Annotated in this window: 14 protein-coding genes; 6 read left to right on the top strand and 8 right to left on the bottom strand. The window is 68.4% G+C overall.

Annotated features, from left to right (window positions below):
• Positions 1 to 122: 122 nt before the first annotated feature.
• Entirely contained in the window at positions 123 to 1,118 is a 996-nt protein-coding gene (locus tag ABE546_RS09095) for an energy transducer TonB (RefSeq protein ID WP_313209428.1), read from the top strand.
• 82 nt (positions 1,119 to 1,200) lie between these two features.
• Here the strand turns inward: ABE546_RS09095 and ABE546_RS09100 are convergent, their stop codons facing one another.
• The 6 genes from ABE546_RS09100 to ABE546_RS09125 form a co-directional block, all read right to left on the bottom strand.
• Positions 1,201 to 1,863: a LysE family translocator gene (locus ABE546_RS09100; protein WP_346463392.1), complete on the bottom strand. Its 663-nt coding sequence runs from the start codon at positions 1,861 to 1,863 to the stop codon at positions 1,201 to 1,203.
• A 215-nt stretch (positions 1,864 to 2,078) separates the two neighbouring features.
• Positions 2,079 to 3,263, bottom strand: coding sequence for an ABC transporter permease (locus tag ABE546_RS09105; RefSeq protein ID WP_121040808.1), 1,185 nt, complete (start codon positions 3,261 to 3,263; stop codon positions 2,079 to 2,081).
• Positions 3,260 to 4,006, bottom strand: a complete 747-nt coding sequence (locus ABE546_RS09110) for an ATP-binding cassette domain-containing protein (protein WP_313209434.1) — start codon at positions 4,004 to 4,006, stop codon at positions 3,260 to 3,262. Before ABE546_RS09110 ends, ABE546_RS09105 begins: the two co-directional genes overlap by 4 nt.
• A gap of 34 nt (positions 4,007 to 4,040) precedes the next feature.
• Complete coding sequence (locus ABE546_RS09115; RefSeq protein ID WP_346463394.1) at positions 4,041 to 5,558, bottom strand: alpha/beta hydrolase; 1,518 nt, start codon at positions 5,556 to 5,558, stop codon at positions 4,041 to 4,043.
• A gap of 116 nt (positions 5,559 to 5,674) precedes the next feature.
• Positions 5,675 to 6,844 (bottom strand): GGDEF domain-containing protein, encoded by a 1,170-nt coding sequence (locus ABE546_RS09120; protein WP_313219339.1) that lies wholly within the window; start codon positions 6,842 to 6,844, stop codon positions 5,675 to 5,677.
• A 129-nt stretch (positions 6,845 to 6,973) separates the two neighbouring features.
• Positions 6,974 to 7,723 (bottom strand): ferredoxin--NADP reductase, encoded by a 750-nt coding sequence (locus ABE546_RS09125; protein ID WP_346463396.1) that lies wholly within the window; start codon positions 7,721 to 7,723, stop codon positions 6,974 to 6,976.
• Positions 7,724 to 7,827: 104 nt separating this feature from the next.
• On the opposite strand from ABE546_RS09125, the gene ABE546_RS09130 reads away from it, so the two are divergent.
• The 4 genes from ABE546_RS09130 to ABE546_RS09145 are packed head-to-tail and all read left to right on the top strand — an operon-like array spanning position 7,828 to position 11,424.
• Positions 7,828 to 8,787, top strand: a complete 960-nt coding sequence (locus tag ABE546_RS09130) for an ABC transporter ATP-binding protein (protein ID WP_346463398.1) — start codon at positions 7,828 to 7,830, stop codon at positions 8,785 to 8,787.
• Positions 8,784 to 9,584 carry an ABC transporter permease gene (locus ABE546_RS09135; RefSeq protein ID WP_259261992.1) on the top strand — a complete coding sequence of 267 codons (801 nt, stop codon included), beginning with the start codon at positions 8,784 to 8,786 and terminating at the stop codon, positions 9,582 to 9,584. The genes ABE546_RS09130 and ABE546_RS09135 overlap by 4 nt, the downstream gene beginning before the upstream one ends.
• Entirely contained in the window at positions 9,584 to 10,522 is a 939-nt protein-coding gene (gene panE / locus ABE546_RS09140; RefSeq protein ID WP_313209443.1) for a 2-dehydropantoate 2-reductase, read from the top strand. The genes ABE546_RS09135 and panE overlap by 1 nt, the downstream gene beginning before the upstream one ends.
• Positions 10,523 to 10,527: 5 nt before the next feature.
• The gene (locus ABE546_RS09145) at positions 10,528 to 11,424 is read left to right on the top strand and encodes an NAD-dependent epimerase/dehydratase family protein (RefSeq protein WP_346463400.1); all 897 of its coding nucleotides are present in this window, start codon (positions 10,528 to 10,530) and stop codon (positions 11,422 to 11,424) included.
• A gap of 79 nt (positions 11,425 to 11,503) precedes the next feature.
• On the opposite strand, the gene ABE546_RS09150 is transcribed toward ABE546_RS09145, so the two are convergent.
• Both ABE546_RS09150 and ABE546_RS09155 read right to left on the bottom strand, forming a co-directional pair.
• Complete coding sequence (locus ABE546_RS09150; protein WP_346463402.1) at positions 11,504 to 12,301, bottom strand: TatD family hydrolase; 798 nt, start codon at positions 12,299 to 12,301, stop codon at positions 11,504 to 11,506.
• Positions 12,302 to 12,353: 52 nt separating this feature from the next.
• On the bottom strand, positions 12,354 to 12,830 hold the full coding sequence (locus ABE546_RS09155) for a hypothetical protein (RefSeq protein ID WP_346463404.1): 477 nt from the start codon (positions 12,828 to 12,830) through the stop codon (positions 12,354 to 12,356).
• A 136-nt stretch (positions 12,831 to 12,966) separates the two neighbouring features.
• On the opposite strand from ABE546_RS09155, the gene hrpB reads away from it, so the two are divergent.
• Positions 12,967 to 15,471: an ATP-dependent helicase HrpB gene (hrpB, locus tag ABE546_RS09160; protein ID WP_346463406.1), complete on the top strand. Its 2,505-nt coding sequence runs from the start codon at positions 12,967 to 12,969 to the stop codon at positions 15,469 to 15,471.
• Positions 15,472 to 15,580 lie beyond the last annotated feature (109 nt).

Genomic DNA, 15,580 nt, shown 5'->3' on the forward strand with positions numbered 1-15,580 from the left:
GGGCGGGGTGATGCTAGATTGCACACCTGCGGGTCCGCCGTGGACGTCGGGAAACGTCCATGGCCTTCGGTCGGCCTGACCGCATCAGGCCCTACGTATCGTCGTCTTCAAAGGGGAGTTGGATGTCGCACGTCAAGACTCATGGCCCGGCGCGGCTGTTCGCGCCGATGATCCTGCTGGTGGCCCTGTCCGCCTGCTCGGGCAAGGACGAAACCGTACCGGCCGCGCCTGCGGCACCGGCAGCCCCCACTGCTGCGCCGGCCGCACCGGCGGTGTCGGCCAAGGTCCAATCGTTGGGCACCGAAGAACTGCGCGAGCTGGCCGGCAAGGCGCTGCGCGAGAACCGCATGTACGCCCCGGCCGGCGACAACGCCATCGAGTATTACCTGGCGCTGCGTGACAAGACCCCGGATGATGCCTCGGTCAAGAGCGCGTTGACCGATCTGCTGCCGTACACCCTGATTGCCGCCGAGCAGAACCTGGGCCGCGAAGACTTCGCTGAGACCCAGCGCCTGGTCGCGCTGATCGAGAAAGTCGACCCGACCGCCCCGGCGTTGCCCCGCCTGAAGCAGGGCATCAGCGGCAGCATGCAGACTGCGCTCAAGCGCACCCAGGAAGAGACCGACAAGGTCAAGAAGGACGCCGAGACCCGCGCCAAGCAGCTGGTGGAACAACAGCGCCTGGCGCAGCAGCAGACCACCGAAGCCGAGGCCGCGCGCCAGATTGCTGCCCAGCAGGAAGCCGCGCGCCGTGATACGCAGGATGCCGAGCGCCAGGCCAACGCCCGTCGCGAGGCCGAACAGCGCCAGCAGCAGGCGGCCGCCCAGCAGGCTGCGGCGACCCGCCAGGCCGCCGCCGCACCAAGCCTGCGCCCGGTCAGCACGCCCGCCCCGCGCTACCCGGCCGACGCGCTGCGTTCGGGCACCTCCGGCGAAGTCCTGGTCGAACTCACCGTCGGCACCGACGGCTCGGTGACCGCCGCCCGCGTGCTGCGCGCCACCCCGGCCCGCGTGTTCGACCGCGAAGCACTCAATGCCGTCAAACGCTGGAAGTTCGAACCGGTCGGTGCACCGGTCACCACGCGCCGCACGCTTGCCTTCGCGCCGGAAGGCGGCTGATCGCGACGTAAGCTGGTATGACGAAAGGCCCGGAGTGATCCGGGCCTTTTTTCTGATTTCAGTGGCGCATGCAGCACTGCCGCTATAGGGCAGTCGAAGGTTCTTGCAACGCCATGGTGGCGGGCAACCCAGCGCTGACGAGATCACGCCCTGCCATCCCCACGCCGAGCAGGGCAATCAGCATCAGCAAGACGCCTGAGACGCGCAGCATCCCCAGGTGCACGTTTGGTTTCACCAACCGCCGGACCAACAGGCAGACCGTCATCAGGGTGGCGAAGTCCAGCACGATCCACAGTCCGGTCAGCAGCCCCAGGCTCACCGTTGGCTGAGGCGTGATCTCGAGGAACTGCGGAAAGAACGATGCGAAGAAGATGATGTCTTTAGGGTTCGAGATCGACATCACGAAGCCCTTTGTGAAACTCCCGTGCGTCGCCACCGGCGTGGCCGCCGCCCTTCCGGCATCGTGCAGCATCTGGTAGCCGAGATAGCCGATGTAGAGGGCGCCGCCGCCTTTGAGCAAGGTAAACACCGTCTCATTGATGGACAGCAGCCCTTGGACGACCAGCATCGACAGCACGATCAGTACGAGGGAGCCAGCGTTGGTGCCGGCAATCGCCCGAAGCGCCAGCTTCGGTCCACCGACGATGCCGGTGCCTGCCACGAACACCGCAACAGGGCCTGGCATGGCGATCATCACGACCACGCTGAAAACGTACAACACGACAAGATTGGCATCGATATGCATGGGCGGGCTCGCTCTCCGTCTCCGAAAGCTCGTCACCCATCAATCTAGCCGGACAGCATCGCGGTAAGCGCAGATCGCCTGCGAGTGCAGCCTCTACCAGTGATCCCATGTGTCGTATCCAACACGGACCGCGCCTCACCGGTCAAGCGCTGAGGCGCGCTGTCGTCATGCGAATCCACCCCTGAAGAAGGGCCCCTTTCGGAGCCCTTCGTGGATCAACCCGAAATCGCCAACCGCTCCTGATGGTAACGACGCACCGCGGCATACCAGAACAGCGCCGCCAGCCCGAAGCCCGCACCGAGGTAGACCGCCCACATCTGTGGGCTGATCGCTTCGTGGCGGATGATCTTGAGCAGCATCTGGTTCTGTGCCAGGAACGGCACCGCGAACTGCCAGAGCTCACTCTTGATCGGGTACACCATCAGCGCATACCCCGGCAGCATCGGCAGCAGCATCAGCCAGGTCATGTGGCTCTGGGCTTCTTTCATGCTTTTGGCGGCGGCCGAGAGGAAGGTCAGCAGCGACGTACCGATGAACAGCATCGGCAGCATGATCAGCAGCATCTGCAGCATCGGCAGGAAACCCATGTTGAGCTGCCGGCCTACCCCGCCCGAGGAAAGCTGCGCGCTGATCTTGAAGGCCGCCAGGGTCAGCAACAGCGATGCCACACCGACAGCGCAGGCTGCGGCGATCTTGCCGCTGACGATCGCACTGCGCGGTGCGGGGGTGGCGAGCAGCGGCTCCAGCGATTGCCGCTCACGCTCGCCGGCCGTGGTGTCCATCACCAGGTAGGCGCCGCCCAGGAACGAGGTGATGGTCAGCAGGATCGGCAACAGCACTGACAGCATCATGCCGCGCTTGGCTTCGGCGGTGGCCAGATCCTGTGCGGCGACGTCCAGCGGTCGCGCCACCTGTGCATCGATACCGCGCGCCAGCAGGCGCAGCGCACCGACCTGCTGGCTGTAGCCGCCCAGTGCCGCCTCCAGGCGACTGCTGGGAATATCGGCGGCGCGGCGGGTGCTGTCCTTGATGATCTCGACCAGCGCCGGGCGGCCGTCGGCCCAGTCCTTGCCGAAGTCCGGGCTGATGCGCAGCGCCACATCAATGCGCTGGCTGCGGATCGCCTCGGTGAGGTCTTTCGGTGCCTCGGTCGCATTCAGACCCTGCGATGCCAGGAAACGCACCAGATTGGGGGCATGCTCGCCGCCGATCATCGGGATTTCCAGCGGCTGCTCGATCTGCGTCTTGACCCGGCTTTCGGCCAGTTTGCTCATGCCCAGGATCAGTACCGGGTACAACAGCGGCCCCAGCAGCAGCGTCAGCGCGAGCGTGCGGCGGTCACGGGAGAGATCGCGCAGTTCCTTGCGCATCACGGTCAACAGCGTGGCGAACGAACTCATGCGTGCAATCCTTCTTCGGTACCGATTGCCTTGACGAAGGCATCTTCCAGGTTGCTTTCCCCGGTCTGTGCGCGCAGCTCATCGGCACTGCCGGCGGCCATCACCGTGCCCTGCGCGATGATCACCACGTGGTCACACAGCGCGGCCACCTCCTGCATGATGTGGCTCGAGAAAATCACGCAGCGACCTTCGTCACGCAGCCCGCGCAGGAACCCGCGCAGCGCGCGCGTGGTCATCACGTCCAGCCCGTTGGTGGGCTCATCCAGGATCACGTTGCGCGGGTCGTGCACCAGGGCGCGGGCGATCGCGGTCTTGGTGCGCTGGCCTTGCGAGAAGCCTTCGGTCTGGCGGTCGAGGATGTCCTCCATCTCCAGCGCCGTGCACAACACCTTGGTGCGCTCGCGGATCCGCGCGGCACTCATGCCGTGCAGCTGGCCGAAGTAGGCGATGTTCTCGCGCGCGGTCAGGCGCTTGTACACCCCGCGCGCGTCCGGCAGGACCGCCAGCTGGCGACGCACCGCGACCGGGTCCACCGCCGCGTCGATGCCATCCACCAGCACGCGGCCCTGGTCGGGCTTCATCAGCGTGTACAGCATGCGCATGGTGGTGGTCTTGCCGGCACCGTTCGGCCCGAGCAGGCCGGTGATGCGGCCGTCTTCGGCCTGGAAGCCGACGTTCTGGACGGCCTGGATCAGGCCGGTCTTGGTCTTGAACGCTTTATGCAGGTTCTCGGCGACGATCATGCGCGCACCTCCCCGGTGCGGTGGGAGAAACGGTTCATGGGGCCCATCCGTTGAACGAGGTGAAGGCGGGCACCGGGCTGAGGGTATCCAGGCAGGTGGCGTCGAGGGATTTGGCATCCGCCGTGTCGATGAACTGGCCGAGGATGCGCGGCATGCAGCCGGCGTTGATCGTGCCGTGGCCCTGCCCCTTGGCGAGCAGGTGACGCCCGTTGGGCAGCTGCTTGAGCACCTGCTCGGCGTAGCGCGGCGGCGTGACCGGATCGAACTGGCCCGACAGCAGCAGCACCGGCAGCGTCGAGGCGAACGGCGCGGTGAAATCCTTCGGTCGCGAACCGGCGTTCCAGGCCGGGCAGGCGGCGAAGAACATGCGCGCCACTTCCGGGCCGAGCACACGGTCGCCCTGGGCGCCTTCCTGGTAGCGATCGGCATCTTCGGCGCACAGCACCGACCACTGCATGCCACGGTTCATCTGCACCCCGAGCGTGCGGCTGGCCATCTTGCTCAGCGACATCAGCGGCGCATAGCGACCCTGCGCGGCCTCATCAAGCATCACCGGCAGCAGCGAGGACAGCTCGGGCATGTACGAGAACATGAAGGCCAGTCCGGTCACCGAATCGGCGGTCAGCACATCACGCTCGGCCTGGCCGGTGCCGGGATTGCGGTACTCGACCTCGACCGGCGCCCTGGCCAGCGTGGCCATGACGTTGCGCAGCTGGGTGCGGGTGTCCACCGGGAAGCGCTTGGCGCAGATCGGATCCTGGCGGCACTGCGCCGACTGCAGGGTGATCGCATCTTCGAAGGTGTTGGCGAAGTCGCCACCGACCACCAGGTCGTTCGGCACCACGCCATCGATCACGACGGTGCGGGTGTGCTGCGGATAGTGCGCGGCGTACTGCTGTGCCACGCGCGTGCCGTAGGAGCCACCGATCACGTTGATCTTGTCCACGCCCAGTGCCTTACGCACCGTATCGAGGTCGCCGATGGCTTCGGTGGTGGTGTAGAAGCGGGTATCGGCGCGACCGGTCAGCGACTGCGCGCAGCGGCGGGCATAGTCTTCGATCAGGCGCGCGCTCGGCGCCGCGTTCTCATCCAGCGGCAGCTCCTTGCCCTGTGCATCCAGGCAGGTGAGCGGGTTGGATTTGCCGGTGCCGCGTTGATCGATCAGGAAAATGTCGCGCTGCTTGCGCACATCGCGAAGTGCCATGTTCACCGGTGCGGCGACCTCGGTCGCGGCCTGGCCGGGGCCACCGGCGAGGAAGAAGACCGGGTCGGCCTTGCCAGCGCCGTCATTGCCGGCCTCCAGCCAGGCGATGTTCAACCCGATCCGGCGGCCGTCGGGTTCGGCCGGATTCTCCGGCACCTGCAGCGTGGCGCACTGTGCCTCCACGTTCGCGCTGGCCTGCGCGCTGGTCAGGGTGCAGGGCTGGAACGCGAGCGTGCCGAAAAGGCGTTGAGCGGCGGCGGCGCCGGATGCATCTTCCGGTACCGGCGCACAGCCGGCACACAGGGCGGCGACCAGCGCACCGGCCAGCCTCAGGTGGTGTGTAGACATCTTCCGTACTTCCCCTTGTTGAAGGTCATGCCACCACGACGCGCGGGCGTGGCCGATGTGACCCAACTTACACGGCTGGCCCCGTGCCGGGGAAGGCGGCGGCGTCGCCGCGCACCTCACTGCACCGTCAAGGCCGCCGCGCTGATGGTGCGGTCGCGGCCCTCGGCCTTGGCCCGGTACAACGCGGCATCGGCTGCACCGAGCAGGCGCGCCATGTCGCCTGTGCCCTGATCGATCGCCAGGCCGATGCTCGCCGTCACCGGCACCGGCATGCCGTCCAGCCGCGCGGACGACTCACGCAGCGCCTGGCGCAGGCGATCGGCGCACTGCCGCGCCTGGGCCTGATCGGCCCCCGGCAGCAACAGGACGAACTCCTCCCCGCCATAGCGGCCCAGCAGGTGCTCGCGATCGGCGACGCAGCTGCTCAGCACGTCGGCGACATGCCGCAGTACCGCATCGCCGGCCGGATGTCCCCAGCGGTCATTGATCTGCTTGAAGTGATCCACGTCCAGCAGCAGCAACGCCAGTGGCCGGCCGGGGCGGCGGTTGAGCTCCAGCAGGCTGGCACCGTCGGCCAGCACCGCCCCGCGGTTGAGCAGGCCGGTCAGCACGTCGGTGCGTGCCAGTCGCTGCAGGTCCACCAGCATGCGTTCCACCAGCAGCAGCACCAGCGCGAAGCACCGCGCCAGCTCCAGGATCAGCCCGACCAGATACGTGGCAAAGACCGGCGCACCCGCGCGCAGGAGGTCGTCACCCGCATCCGGGGCCACCGGCAGGAACAGGCGGGCCAGGTACAGCAGCGTCTGCGCGGCGAACACCGCCGCCGCCAGCCGGCAGCTGGTGCGCTGCGCCGGCGGTGCGTGGCGCAGCAGCAGCCAGGTCATCCAGCCGTTGAGCAGTACCGCGAACACGCTGAACACGTGCAGCCGGATGACCAGGCTGGGATGGACCACCAGGAAGAATGCGATCGCGCCAAGATAGGTGGCCGTCAATGCCACCGGCTGCCACGCCGGCAGTCGGCGGCCAAGATGGCGCGCCACGCCGTACAGCATCAGCACGCCGGACAGCGCGACCGCGACGTTGCCCGACAGGATTCCGGCAACCTGCGGCAGGTAAGGCCGCAGCGCGACCAGGGTCAGGCTGACCGACAGCATCCACAGGCTGGCCGTCCACAGCCGCAGCGCCGGCTGCCGACGCAGCACCAGCAGCAGCAACGAAAAACCCATGGCGATGCCCAGGCACAGCAGGAAGCCGAGCACGGCAATGGTGGGGAAATGCAGGGGCATCGAGTCAGCCAGGCGGAAGCGGCGCGCGGCGCATCTTACCGCTCGCCACGACGCTCCGCTGCCCGGTCCGGGACCGGGCAGCGGCACCTGGCTGCCGCGCACCGGCCAGCGGCGCGCCGGGAAGCGGGGTTACTTGCTGCTGACGTACTTCTCGCGCCGCACCTGCGGTGTGGGCAGGCCGGCCTCTTTCAGCGCCTCGAAGGTCGCATCGACCATGTCCGGGTTGCCGCACAGGTAGGCGATGTCGGTGGCCGGGTTCGGGGCGAACTCGGCCAGATGCTGCTGCACGTAGCCGTGGCGCACGTCCGGATGGGGGTTCTCCGGCAGCTCGCGCGACAGGCACGGCACGTAGCGGAAGCCCGGGTGGGCGGCCGCGAAGGCATAGAAGTCGTCGCTGTAGAGCAGCTCGGTGGGGGTGCGGGCGCCCTGCAGCAGCACCACCTCCACCCCGCGCTCGGCCATGGCGGTGGCCAGCAGCGGCAGCATCGACCGATACGGGGTGACCCCGGTGCCGGTGGCGATCAGCAGGTAGCGGGCGTTGTGGTCGCCTGGCTGCAGGCAGAACCGGCCAAACGGGCCGCTGGCGGTGACGTGGCCGCCGATATCCATGCCCTCGAACAGGGCTGTGGCGGCGCCGCCGGGGACGAAGCTGACCGCGATATCGACCGCTTCGCCCGCGCCAAGGGCGTGGTTGTGAATGGTGGCCAGCGAGTAACTGCGCTTGGTGGCGGTGCCGTCGGCGTACTCGAAATGGACCTGGATGAACTGGCCGGGCTGGAAATCCAGCGGCTGGCCGTCATCACGCAGGAACTGGTAGTGGCCGACGGTCGGGGCCAGCATGCGCCGGTCGACCAGTTTGAGGGGGAATTGAACAGGCACGGCTTTTCGGGACAGTGTGTAGCCGGGGCAAGCCCTCGGGGTCTTCTATAATAGCCCCTCCCCGCCCCTATCCAGCGCCAGCCCATGGGCGCGAAGGCAAGAGCTTGGCTTCCCAGAACACTCCCGCGTCCACCGCCGCCCCCGCCCTGCGGGTGCGCGACCTCCGCAAGACCTACGACAACGGCACCCAGGCGCTGAAGGGCGTCTCGCTGGACGTGGCCCCGGGCGACTTCTTCGCCCTGCTGGGCCCCAACGGCGCCGGCAAGTCGACCCTGATCGGCATCATCAGCTCGCTGGTGAACCTCAGCGAGGGCCAGGTCGAGGTGTTCGGCAGCGACCTGGTGCGCCACCGCAGCGCCACGATGCGCCTGATCGGCCTGGTCCCCCAGGAGATCAACTTCAACCTGTTCGAAAAGCCCTTCGACATCCTGGTCAACTACGCCGGCTTCTATGGCGTGGCCCGTGCCGAGGCCGAGAAGATGGCCGAGGAGGAGCTCAAGCGCGCCCACCTGTGGGAGAAGGCGCAGGTGATGAGCCGCACCCTGTCCGGCGGCATGAAGCGCCGGCTGATGATCGCCCGCGCGATGATGACCCGCCCGCGCCTGCTGATCCTGGACGAGCCCACGGCCGGCGTGGACATCGAGATCCGCCGCGACATGTGGCGGGTGCTCAAGGAGATCAATGCCGCCGGCACCACGATCATCCTCACCACGCATTACCTGGAAGAAGCCGAGCACCTGTGCCGGAACCTGGCCATCATCAATCACGGCCAGATCGTCACCCAGGGCCCGATGCGCGAGCTGCTGGCCAAGCTGGACGTGGAAGGCTTCCTGTTCGATATCGACGGCAGCCTGCCGGCCCAGCTGCCGGAGATCGACGGCGCGATCCTGATCGCCACCGACAGCCACACGCTGGATGTGGACATGCCGCGTGCGATGGACCTCAACCGCGTGTTCGACGCCTTGAACGCCGCTGGCATCCGCGTGCGTTCGATGCGCACCAAGAGCAACCGCCTGGAGGAGCTGTTCGTGCGCCTCACCGGCAACCAGGAGAACGTGGCATGAGCAGCACCCCGACCCCGGTCATCACCGACGGCCAGCGCAACCGCATCGCCCTGATGACCATCGTGCGCCGCGAAGTGGCGCGCATCCTGCGCATCTGGGGCCAGACCCTGGTGCCGCCGGCGATCACCATGACGCTGTACTTCCTGATCTTCGGCGGGCTGATCGGCTCGCGCGTGGGCGAGATGGGCGGCTACAGCTACATGCAGTTCATCGTGCCGGGCCTGGTGATGATGAGCGTGATCCAGAACAGCTACGGCAACATCAGCTCCTCGTTCTTCGGCGCCAAGTTCGGCCGCCACGTGGAAGAGCTGCTGGTCAGCCCGATGCCGAACTGGGTGATCCTGTGGGGCTATGTGTCCGGTGCGGTGCTGCGCGGGCTGATGGTCGGCGTGATCGTGCTGATCATCGCCATGTTCTTCACCCCCGTGCGCATCCCGCATCCGCTGGTGACGCTGACCACGGTGCTGCTGGGCGCGACGATCTTCTCGCTGGCCGGCTTCATCAATGCGGTGTACGCGAAGAAGTTCGACGATGTGGCGATCGTGCCGACCTTCATCCTGACCCCGTTGACCTACCTGGGCGGCGTGTTCTATTCGGTGAAGCTGCTGCCGACCTGGGCCGAAGCGGCCACGCACGCCAACCCGATCTTCTACATGGTCAACGCGTTCCGCTACGGGCTGCTGGGCACCAGCGACGTGCCGCTGTGGGTGGCCTACGCGCTGATGATCGGCTTCGTGGTCGCATTGACCGCGCTGGCGCTGTGGTTGTTGAAGCGGGGCGTGGGGATGCGCAGCTGATGCGCCTCCTGATCCTCGGCGCCGGCGGAACCGGTGGTTACTTCGGTGGTCGGCTGGCCCAGGCCGGTGTGGATGTGACGTTTCTTGTGCGTCCCGCGCGTGCGGCGCAGCTGGCGCGCGAGGGCCTGGTGCTGCGCAGCCCGCTGGGCGATGCGACGTTCCCGGTCAAGCACGTCACCGCCGAGGCGCTGCCCGCACTGGCGAGCGCCGAGCCGTTCGATCTGGTGATCCTGAGCTGCAAGGCTTACGACCTGGCCAGTTCGATCGAGGCGATCGCCCCGGCGGTCGGCCCGCGCACCACGGTGCTGCCGATCCTCAACGGGCTGCGCCATTACGCCGATCTCGACGCGCGCTTCGGCCGCGACGCGGTGCTGGGCGGGCTGTGCTTCATCAGCGCGACCAAGGCCGCCGATGGTGCGGTGCTGCACCTGGCGCCGGCGGCCAAGCTGACCTTCGGCGAGCGCGACGGCACCGGCAGCAGCGCGCGCGTGCTGGCGTTGGCGGCAGCCTGTGTGCAGGCCGGGGTGGACCACGTCGCCACCGATGCCATCGGGCAGGAGCAGTGGATCAAGTACACCTTCCTGACCACGTTGGCGGCGGCGACGTGCCTGATGCGCGCCGATGTCGGCACGATCGTGGCCACCGATGACGGTGCGGCGATCGTGCGCGGCCTGTACGACGAATGCGTGGCCGTTGCCGAGGCGGCTGGCGAGCCGATTCCGGCCAAGGCACGCGAGATCGCGCTGACGGCGACCACCCAGGCCGGCTCGGCCTTGAAGGCCTCGATGCTGCGCGATCTGGAGGCCGGCCAGCAGGTGGAGGCCGAGCATATCGTCGGCGACATGCTGGTGCGTGCACGCGCAGCCGGACAGGCGGCGCCGCTGCTGGCGGTGGCCTATGCGCACCTGCAGGCCTACCAGCGCCTGCGCAGCGCCTGAGCACCATGCCTGCCACGCTGCCCGCCCGCGTGCTGGTGCTGGGCCTGGGCTACAGCGGCCGGCATCTGGCCGCGCTGCTGCACGCGCACGGCGTGGCCTGCAGCGGCACCGTGCGTGATCCTGCGAATGCGCCGGACGATGGATGGGTCCGCCACCGCCTCGTCGCCGGCGAACCGATCAGCGCGGACCTGCGCGAGGCGATCCGCACGGCCGAGGCCCTTGTCTGCACCGTGCCACCGGATGCCGAGGGCGACCCGGCCTTGCGCCTGCTCACCGAGGCGCTGAGTGACAGCCCTGCCCTGCGCTGGGTCGGCTATCTCTCCTCGACGGCGGTGTACGCCGACCGCGCTGGCGGCCGGGTCACTGAGACGTCCATCGCCGATGCGACTGATGAGACCGCCCTGAAACGGCTGCATGCCGAACAGCAGTGGCAGGCCGCCGCGCAGGCCCGCGGCATCGCCTCGGCGGTGTTCCGGCTGCCTGGCCTGTATGGGCGCGGGCGCAATGCGCTGGTCCAGCTGGCGCAGGGCAAGGCAAGGCATGTGGTGCGGCCGGGGCAGGTGTTCAACCGGCTGCATGTGGAGGATCTGGCCAGTGGCGTGCTGGCGGCAATGCAGCGGGCCGAAGGCCATGCGCTATACCTGCTGAGCGATGACGAGCCGGCGCCGCCACAGGACGTGCTGGGCTACGCCGCAACGCTGAGTGGGCTGCCGCTGCCTGCCGCGCAGGCGTGGGACGCACCGGGGGTGGCCGCCTCACTGCGCCGCTTCTACACCAGCCACAAGCGCATCGACGGCCGCACCACGCGCGCGGCATTGCGGTGGCAGCCGCGCTTCACGACCTATCGCGAAGGGCTGGACGACGCCTGGGCCCACGGCGACGGACGCTCCGCGCTGCGGTAGCCCACGACGGTCGGTCGTGGGTGCGGTTACCAATGCGGGGTCCGACACGCGTACCGACCAACGGTCGGTACCTGCCCGCTCAGGCCGCGTCAGGCAACCGGAAGAAGGTGCGCGTCGCCGCCGTCGCGTTGGCGGCCGTGGTCTTTACGTTTTCGCCCCGATCACGTGCCAGTTCCTCGACGATGTGCGACAGGAACATCGGCTCGTTGCGACGGTCCTTCGGCAATGGCTTGAGCGTGCGCGGCAGCAGGTACGGTGCATCGGTCTCGATCATCAGCCGGTTGGCCGGGATGTGCTTGACCAGCTCGCGCAGGTGCGCGCCACGGCGTTCATCGCACAACCAGCCGGTGATGCCGATGTACCAGTCCTGGTCCAGGTAGTCGAACAGCTCCTGGCGCTCGCCGGTGAAGCAGTGCACCACCGCCGGGCCAAGCCGGCCCTCGAAATTCTTCATCTGCGCCATGAAATCGGCATGCGCGTCGCGCTGGTGCAGAAACAGCGGCTTGCCGTTCTCGGCGGCGAGCTGCAGCTGACGCTCGAAGGCACGGTGCTGCGCCGGGCGCGGGGAGAAATCACGGAAGTAATCCAGCCCGCACTCACCTACCGCCACCACCTCGGCATGGGCGTGCAGCGCGCGCATTTCTGCGTCGCATTCGTCGGTGTATTCCACCGCATGGTGCGGGTGCACGCCCGCGGTCGCGTACAGGAACCCCGGATGCTGGCGGGCCAGATCCAGCGCCATCGGCGAGTGCTCGCGGCTGGCGCCGGTGATCACCATCTGCACCACCCCGGCCTCGCGCGCACGCGCCAGCACGGCGTCGCGGTCGCGATCGAAGGAATCATGGGTGAGGTTGGCGCCGATATCGATCAGTTGCATGGGGCTGCTGCAGGACGGGAAACCCGGCCATTGTACCTGCGCCCCGGCAGGCTCAATCGGACGCCCCGCGCGTGGGGCGATCATGGCGCTCCCACCGCGTGGGCAGGCCGAACGCTGCGCAGTCGCGGCACGTCAGCGCACCGCCGGCGGTAGCGTCGAAACGCAGGCGGCGCGCGGCATCGTCAGCACACTCAGCGGTATCGTCGAGCAGAAGCTCGAAGCCATCCGTCCGCCGGCACAGGTAGAGAATGTCCTTGCGGCGGTCCAGCGTGCTGCGCGCCAGCGCCCTCAGCGTGATGTAAGCCACATCGTCGGCCAGCTGCAGGCTCGGATACACCGCTTCGCGCAGCGTGCCATCGGCCAGTGCGCGCTGGATCGCAGCATCATCGCTCAACCCCGCCGGCAGGTAGCGCGCCTGGATCTGCGCCCGCGCGAGCACGGCCCAGTGGTTGCCATCGTAGGGTGCCTGCAGCGACGTGTCCGCCTCGGCCGTGGCGGGCTCGGCAGCGATGGCAGCGAACGGCGCCATGGCGCCTGCGATCAACAACGACAGCACGCGTAGAGCGCAGCGCAATCGGGGTATCCATGGGGTCAGGGCGGCACAGGGAAACACGCCCGCCGCGCGCTGGCAATGCGCTGCGCAGCGGACGCCGTATCCTTGTGCAATGAGCCCCCCGATTTTCCCCATCGCCACGCTGCTGCCGCAGATCCTGACCACGCTGGAGCGCGGCACCCGACTGGTGCTGGAAGCGCCACCCGGCGCCGGCAAGACCACCCAGGTGCCGCTGGCCCTGCTGGATGCGCCATGGCTGGAAGGCCGGAAGATCATCATGCTGGAGCCGCGCCGCGTGGCCGCCCGCAGCGCCGCGCAGTTCATGGCGCGGCAGCTGGGCGAGAACGTCGGTGAGACCGTCGGCTACCGCATCCGCTTCGAGAACAAGATCTCCGCGCGGACCCGCATCGAGGTGGTGACCGAGGGCATCCTGACCCGGATGCTGCAGGACGACCCGCTGCTGGAAGGCGTGGGGGCGCTGCTGTTCGATGAATTCCACGAGCGCCATCTGGCCGCCGATCTCGGCCTTGCCCTGGCGCTGGATGTGCAGTCGCAGCTGCGCGAGGACCTGCGCATCGTGGTGATGTCGGCCACGCTGGATGGCGAGCGGCTGGCGCAGTTCCTCGATGCGCCCCGATTGAGCAGCGAAGGCCGCAGCTTCCCGGTGACGATCGCGCATTTCCCCGCCCGTCGCGACGAGGCACTGGAACCGCAGGCACGGCGCGCGGTGGAGCAGGCCTTGGCCGAACATCCTGGCGACGTGCTGGTGTTCCTGCCCGGGCAGCGCGAGATCGCGCGCGTGCAGACCGCGCTGCAGGCCGTGCTGGATTCGGCCGTGCAGGTACTGCCGCTGCATGGCGAACTGCCGGTGGACCAGCAATCGCAGGTGCTGCAGCCCGATCCCGGCGGTCGCCGCCGCGTGGTGCTGGCCACCAACGTGGCCGAGTCATCGGTGACCCTGCCCGGCGTGCGGGTGGTGATCGACGCGGGTCTGGCACGCGAGCCGCGCTACGACCCCAACAGCGGCTTTGCGCGCCTGGATGTGGTGAACATCGCGCAGGCCTCGGCCGATCAGCGTGCCGGCCGCGCCGGCCGCGTTGCGGAGGGTTGGGCATGGCGGCTGTGGCCACAGTCGCAACGCCTGGAGGCGCAGCGGCGGCCCGAGATCGCGCAGGTGGAACTGGCTTCGCTGGCATTGGAACTGGCCGCCTGGGGCAGTGACGACCTGCGCTTCGTCGATACCCCGCCGGCCGGTGCATTGGCCGCCGCCCGTGAACTGCTGCAGCGCCTGGGCGCGCTCAGCGACAGCGGCACGCTGACCCCGCTGGGCCGGCGCATGCTGACCCTCGGTACGCACCCGCGGCTGGCCGCGATGCTGATGGCGGCCGCCGGGGGTGTCGAACAGGCGTTGGCCTGCGATCTGGCCGCGCTGGTGGAAGCGCGCGACCCGCTGCGGCAAGGGGGGGATGCACTCGCTGCGCGGTGGCGTGCGCTGGCGGCGTTCCGCCAGGGGCGCGTGCCGCACGATGCCAGCCGCGGGGGCCTGGCTGCGATCGATGCGGCCAGCAAGCAATGGCGGCGACGCCTGAGCTGTGAGGCCGCGCCCCCTGCGTCGGTCGAGGCGCATCAACTCGGTGACCTGCTCGCCCATGCATTTCCGGACCGGATTGCTGCCCGCCATCCGACCGATCCGCTGCGCTATCTGCTGGCCAATGGCCGCAGCGCGCGCCTGTTCGATCCCAGCGATCTGCGTGGCGAGCCGTGGCTGGTCGCGGTGGAGCTGCGCTACGAAGCACGCGACGCGTTGCTGCTGCGCGCCGCGCCGGTGGACGAGAACCGCCTGCGCCGTGATTTCGCCGATCGCTTCAAACAGGAAGACGTGGTTCGCTGGGATGCTGAGAAGCGTGCGCTGGTCGCGCGACGCGAGACTCGATTCGATCGCATCGTGCTGGACAGCCGCTCGGCCGGTCGCGTGGATCCTGCGCACGCCGCGCAGGCGCTGACCGATGCGGTTGCCGAACTGGGGCTGGACGCATTGCCGTGGACCGAAGGGCTGCGCCAGTGGCAGGCCCGTGCACTGGCGGTGCGCGCATGGATGCCGGCGCTGGAACTGCCGGATGTCTCCGACGCAGCGCTGTTGGCGACGCTGCCGACCTGGCTGACCCCCGCATTCAACGGCAGGACCCGCCTGGACGCGCTCGACGAATCCAGCTTGGGTGAAGCGCTGAAGTCACCGCTGCCGTGGGCGCAACGCCAGCTGATCGATCGCCATGCCCCGGTCCGCATCACCGTGCCTTCGGGGATGGAGCGCCCGATCCACTACACGCTCGATGCCGATGGCGTCACGCCGCAGGCGCCGGTGCTGGCGGTCAAGCTGCAGGAACTGTTCGGCCTGAGCGACACCCCGCGCATCGCCGATGGCCGCATCCCGCTGACGCTGCATCTGCTCTCCCCGGGCGGCCGCCCGCTGCAGGTCACCCAGGACCTGCGCAATTTCTGGGCGAACACCTACGCCGAGGTGAAGAAGGAAATGAAGGGGCGGTATCCCCGGCATCCGTGGCCGGACGATCCTTGGACGGCGAACGCAACACACCGCGCCAAGCCGCGCGGCACGTGAGCAGGCCGCCCATTCCTCACCCGATGCGCGCATTCATGGCTGTCACCTGACCATCGCCCGGCACGTGGCGCGCGCAGCGCGGGGAACCGGCTACAGTCGTGATCCGGCC

It is taken from the genome of Stenotrophomonas sp. TWI377 (assembly GCF_039674525.1).
GTDB lineage: Bacteria > Pseudomonadota > Gammaproteobacteria > Xanthomonadales > Xanthomonadaceae > Stenotrophomonas.

Coding starts and splice junctions, on each gene's coding strand:
- ABE546_RS09095 (WP_313209428.1), top strand. CDS start 123: ATGTCGCACGTCAAGACTCATGGCCCGGCGCGGCTGTTCGCGCCGATG.
- ABE546_RS09100 (WP_346463392.1), bottom strand. CDS start 1,863: ATGCATATCGATGCCAATCTTGTCGTGTTGTACGTTTTCAGCGTGGTC.
- ABE546_RS09105 (WP_121040808.1), bottom strand. CDS start 3,263: ATGAGTTCGTTCGCCACGCTGTTGACCGTGATGCGCAAGGAACTGCGC.
- ABE546_RS09110 (WP_313209434.1), bottom strand. CDS start 4,006: ATGATCGTCGCCGAGAACCTGCATAAAGCGTTCAAGACCAAGACCGGC.
- ABE546_RS09115 (WP_346463394.1), bottom strand. CDS start 5,558: ATGTCTACACACCACCTGAGGCTGGCCGGTGCGCTGGTCGCCGCCCTG.
- ABE546_RS09120 (WP_313219339.1), bottom strand. CDS start 6,844: ATGCCCCTGCATTTCCCCACCATTGCCGTGCTCGGCTTCCTGCTGTGC.
- ABE546_RS09135 (WP_259261992.1), top strand. CDS start 8,784: ATGAGCAGCACCCCGACCCCGGTCATCACCGACGGCCAGCGCAACCGC.
- panE (WP_313209443.1), top strand. CDS start 9,584: ATGCGCCTCCTGATCCTCGGCGCCGGCGGAACCGGTGGTTACTTCGGT.
- ABE546_RS09145 (WP_346463400.1), top strand. CDS start 10,528: ATGCCTGCCACGCTGCCCGCCCGCGTGCTGGTGCTGGGCCTGGGCTAC.
- ABE546_RS09150 (WP_346463402.1), bottom strand. CDS start 12,301: ATGCAACTGATCGATATCGGCGCCAACCTCACCCATGATTCCTTCGAT.
- ABE546_RS09155 (WP_346463404.1), bottom strand. CDS start 12,830: ATGGCGCCGTTCGCTGCCATCGCTGCCGAGCCCGCCACGGCCGAGGCG.
- hrpB (WP_346463406.1), top strand. CDS start 12,967: ATGAGCCCCCCGATTTTCCCCATCGCCACGCTGCTGCCGCAGATCCTG.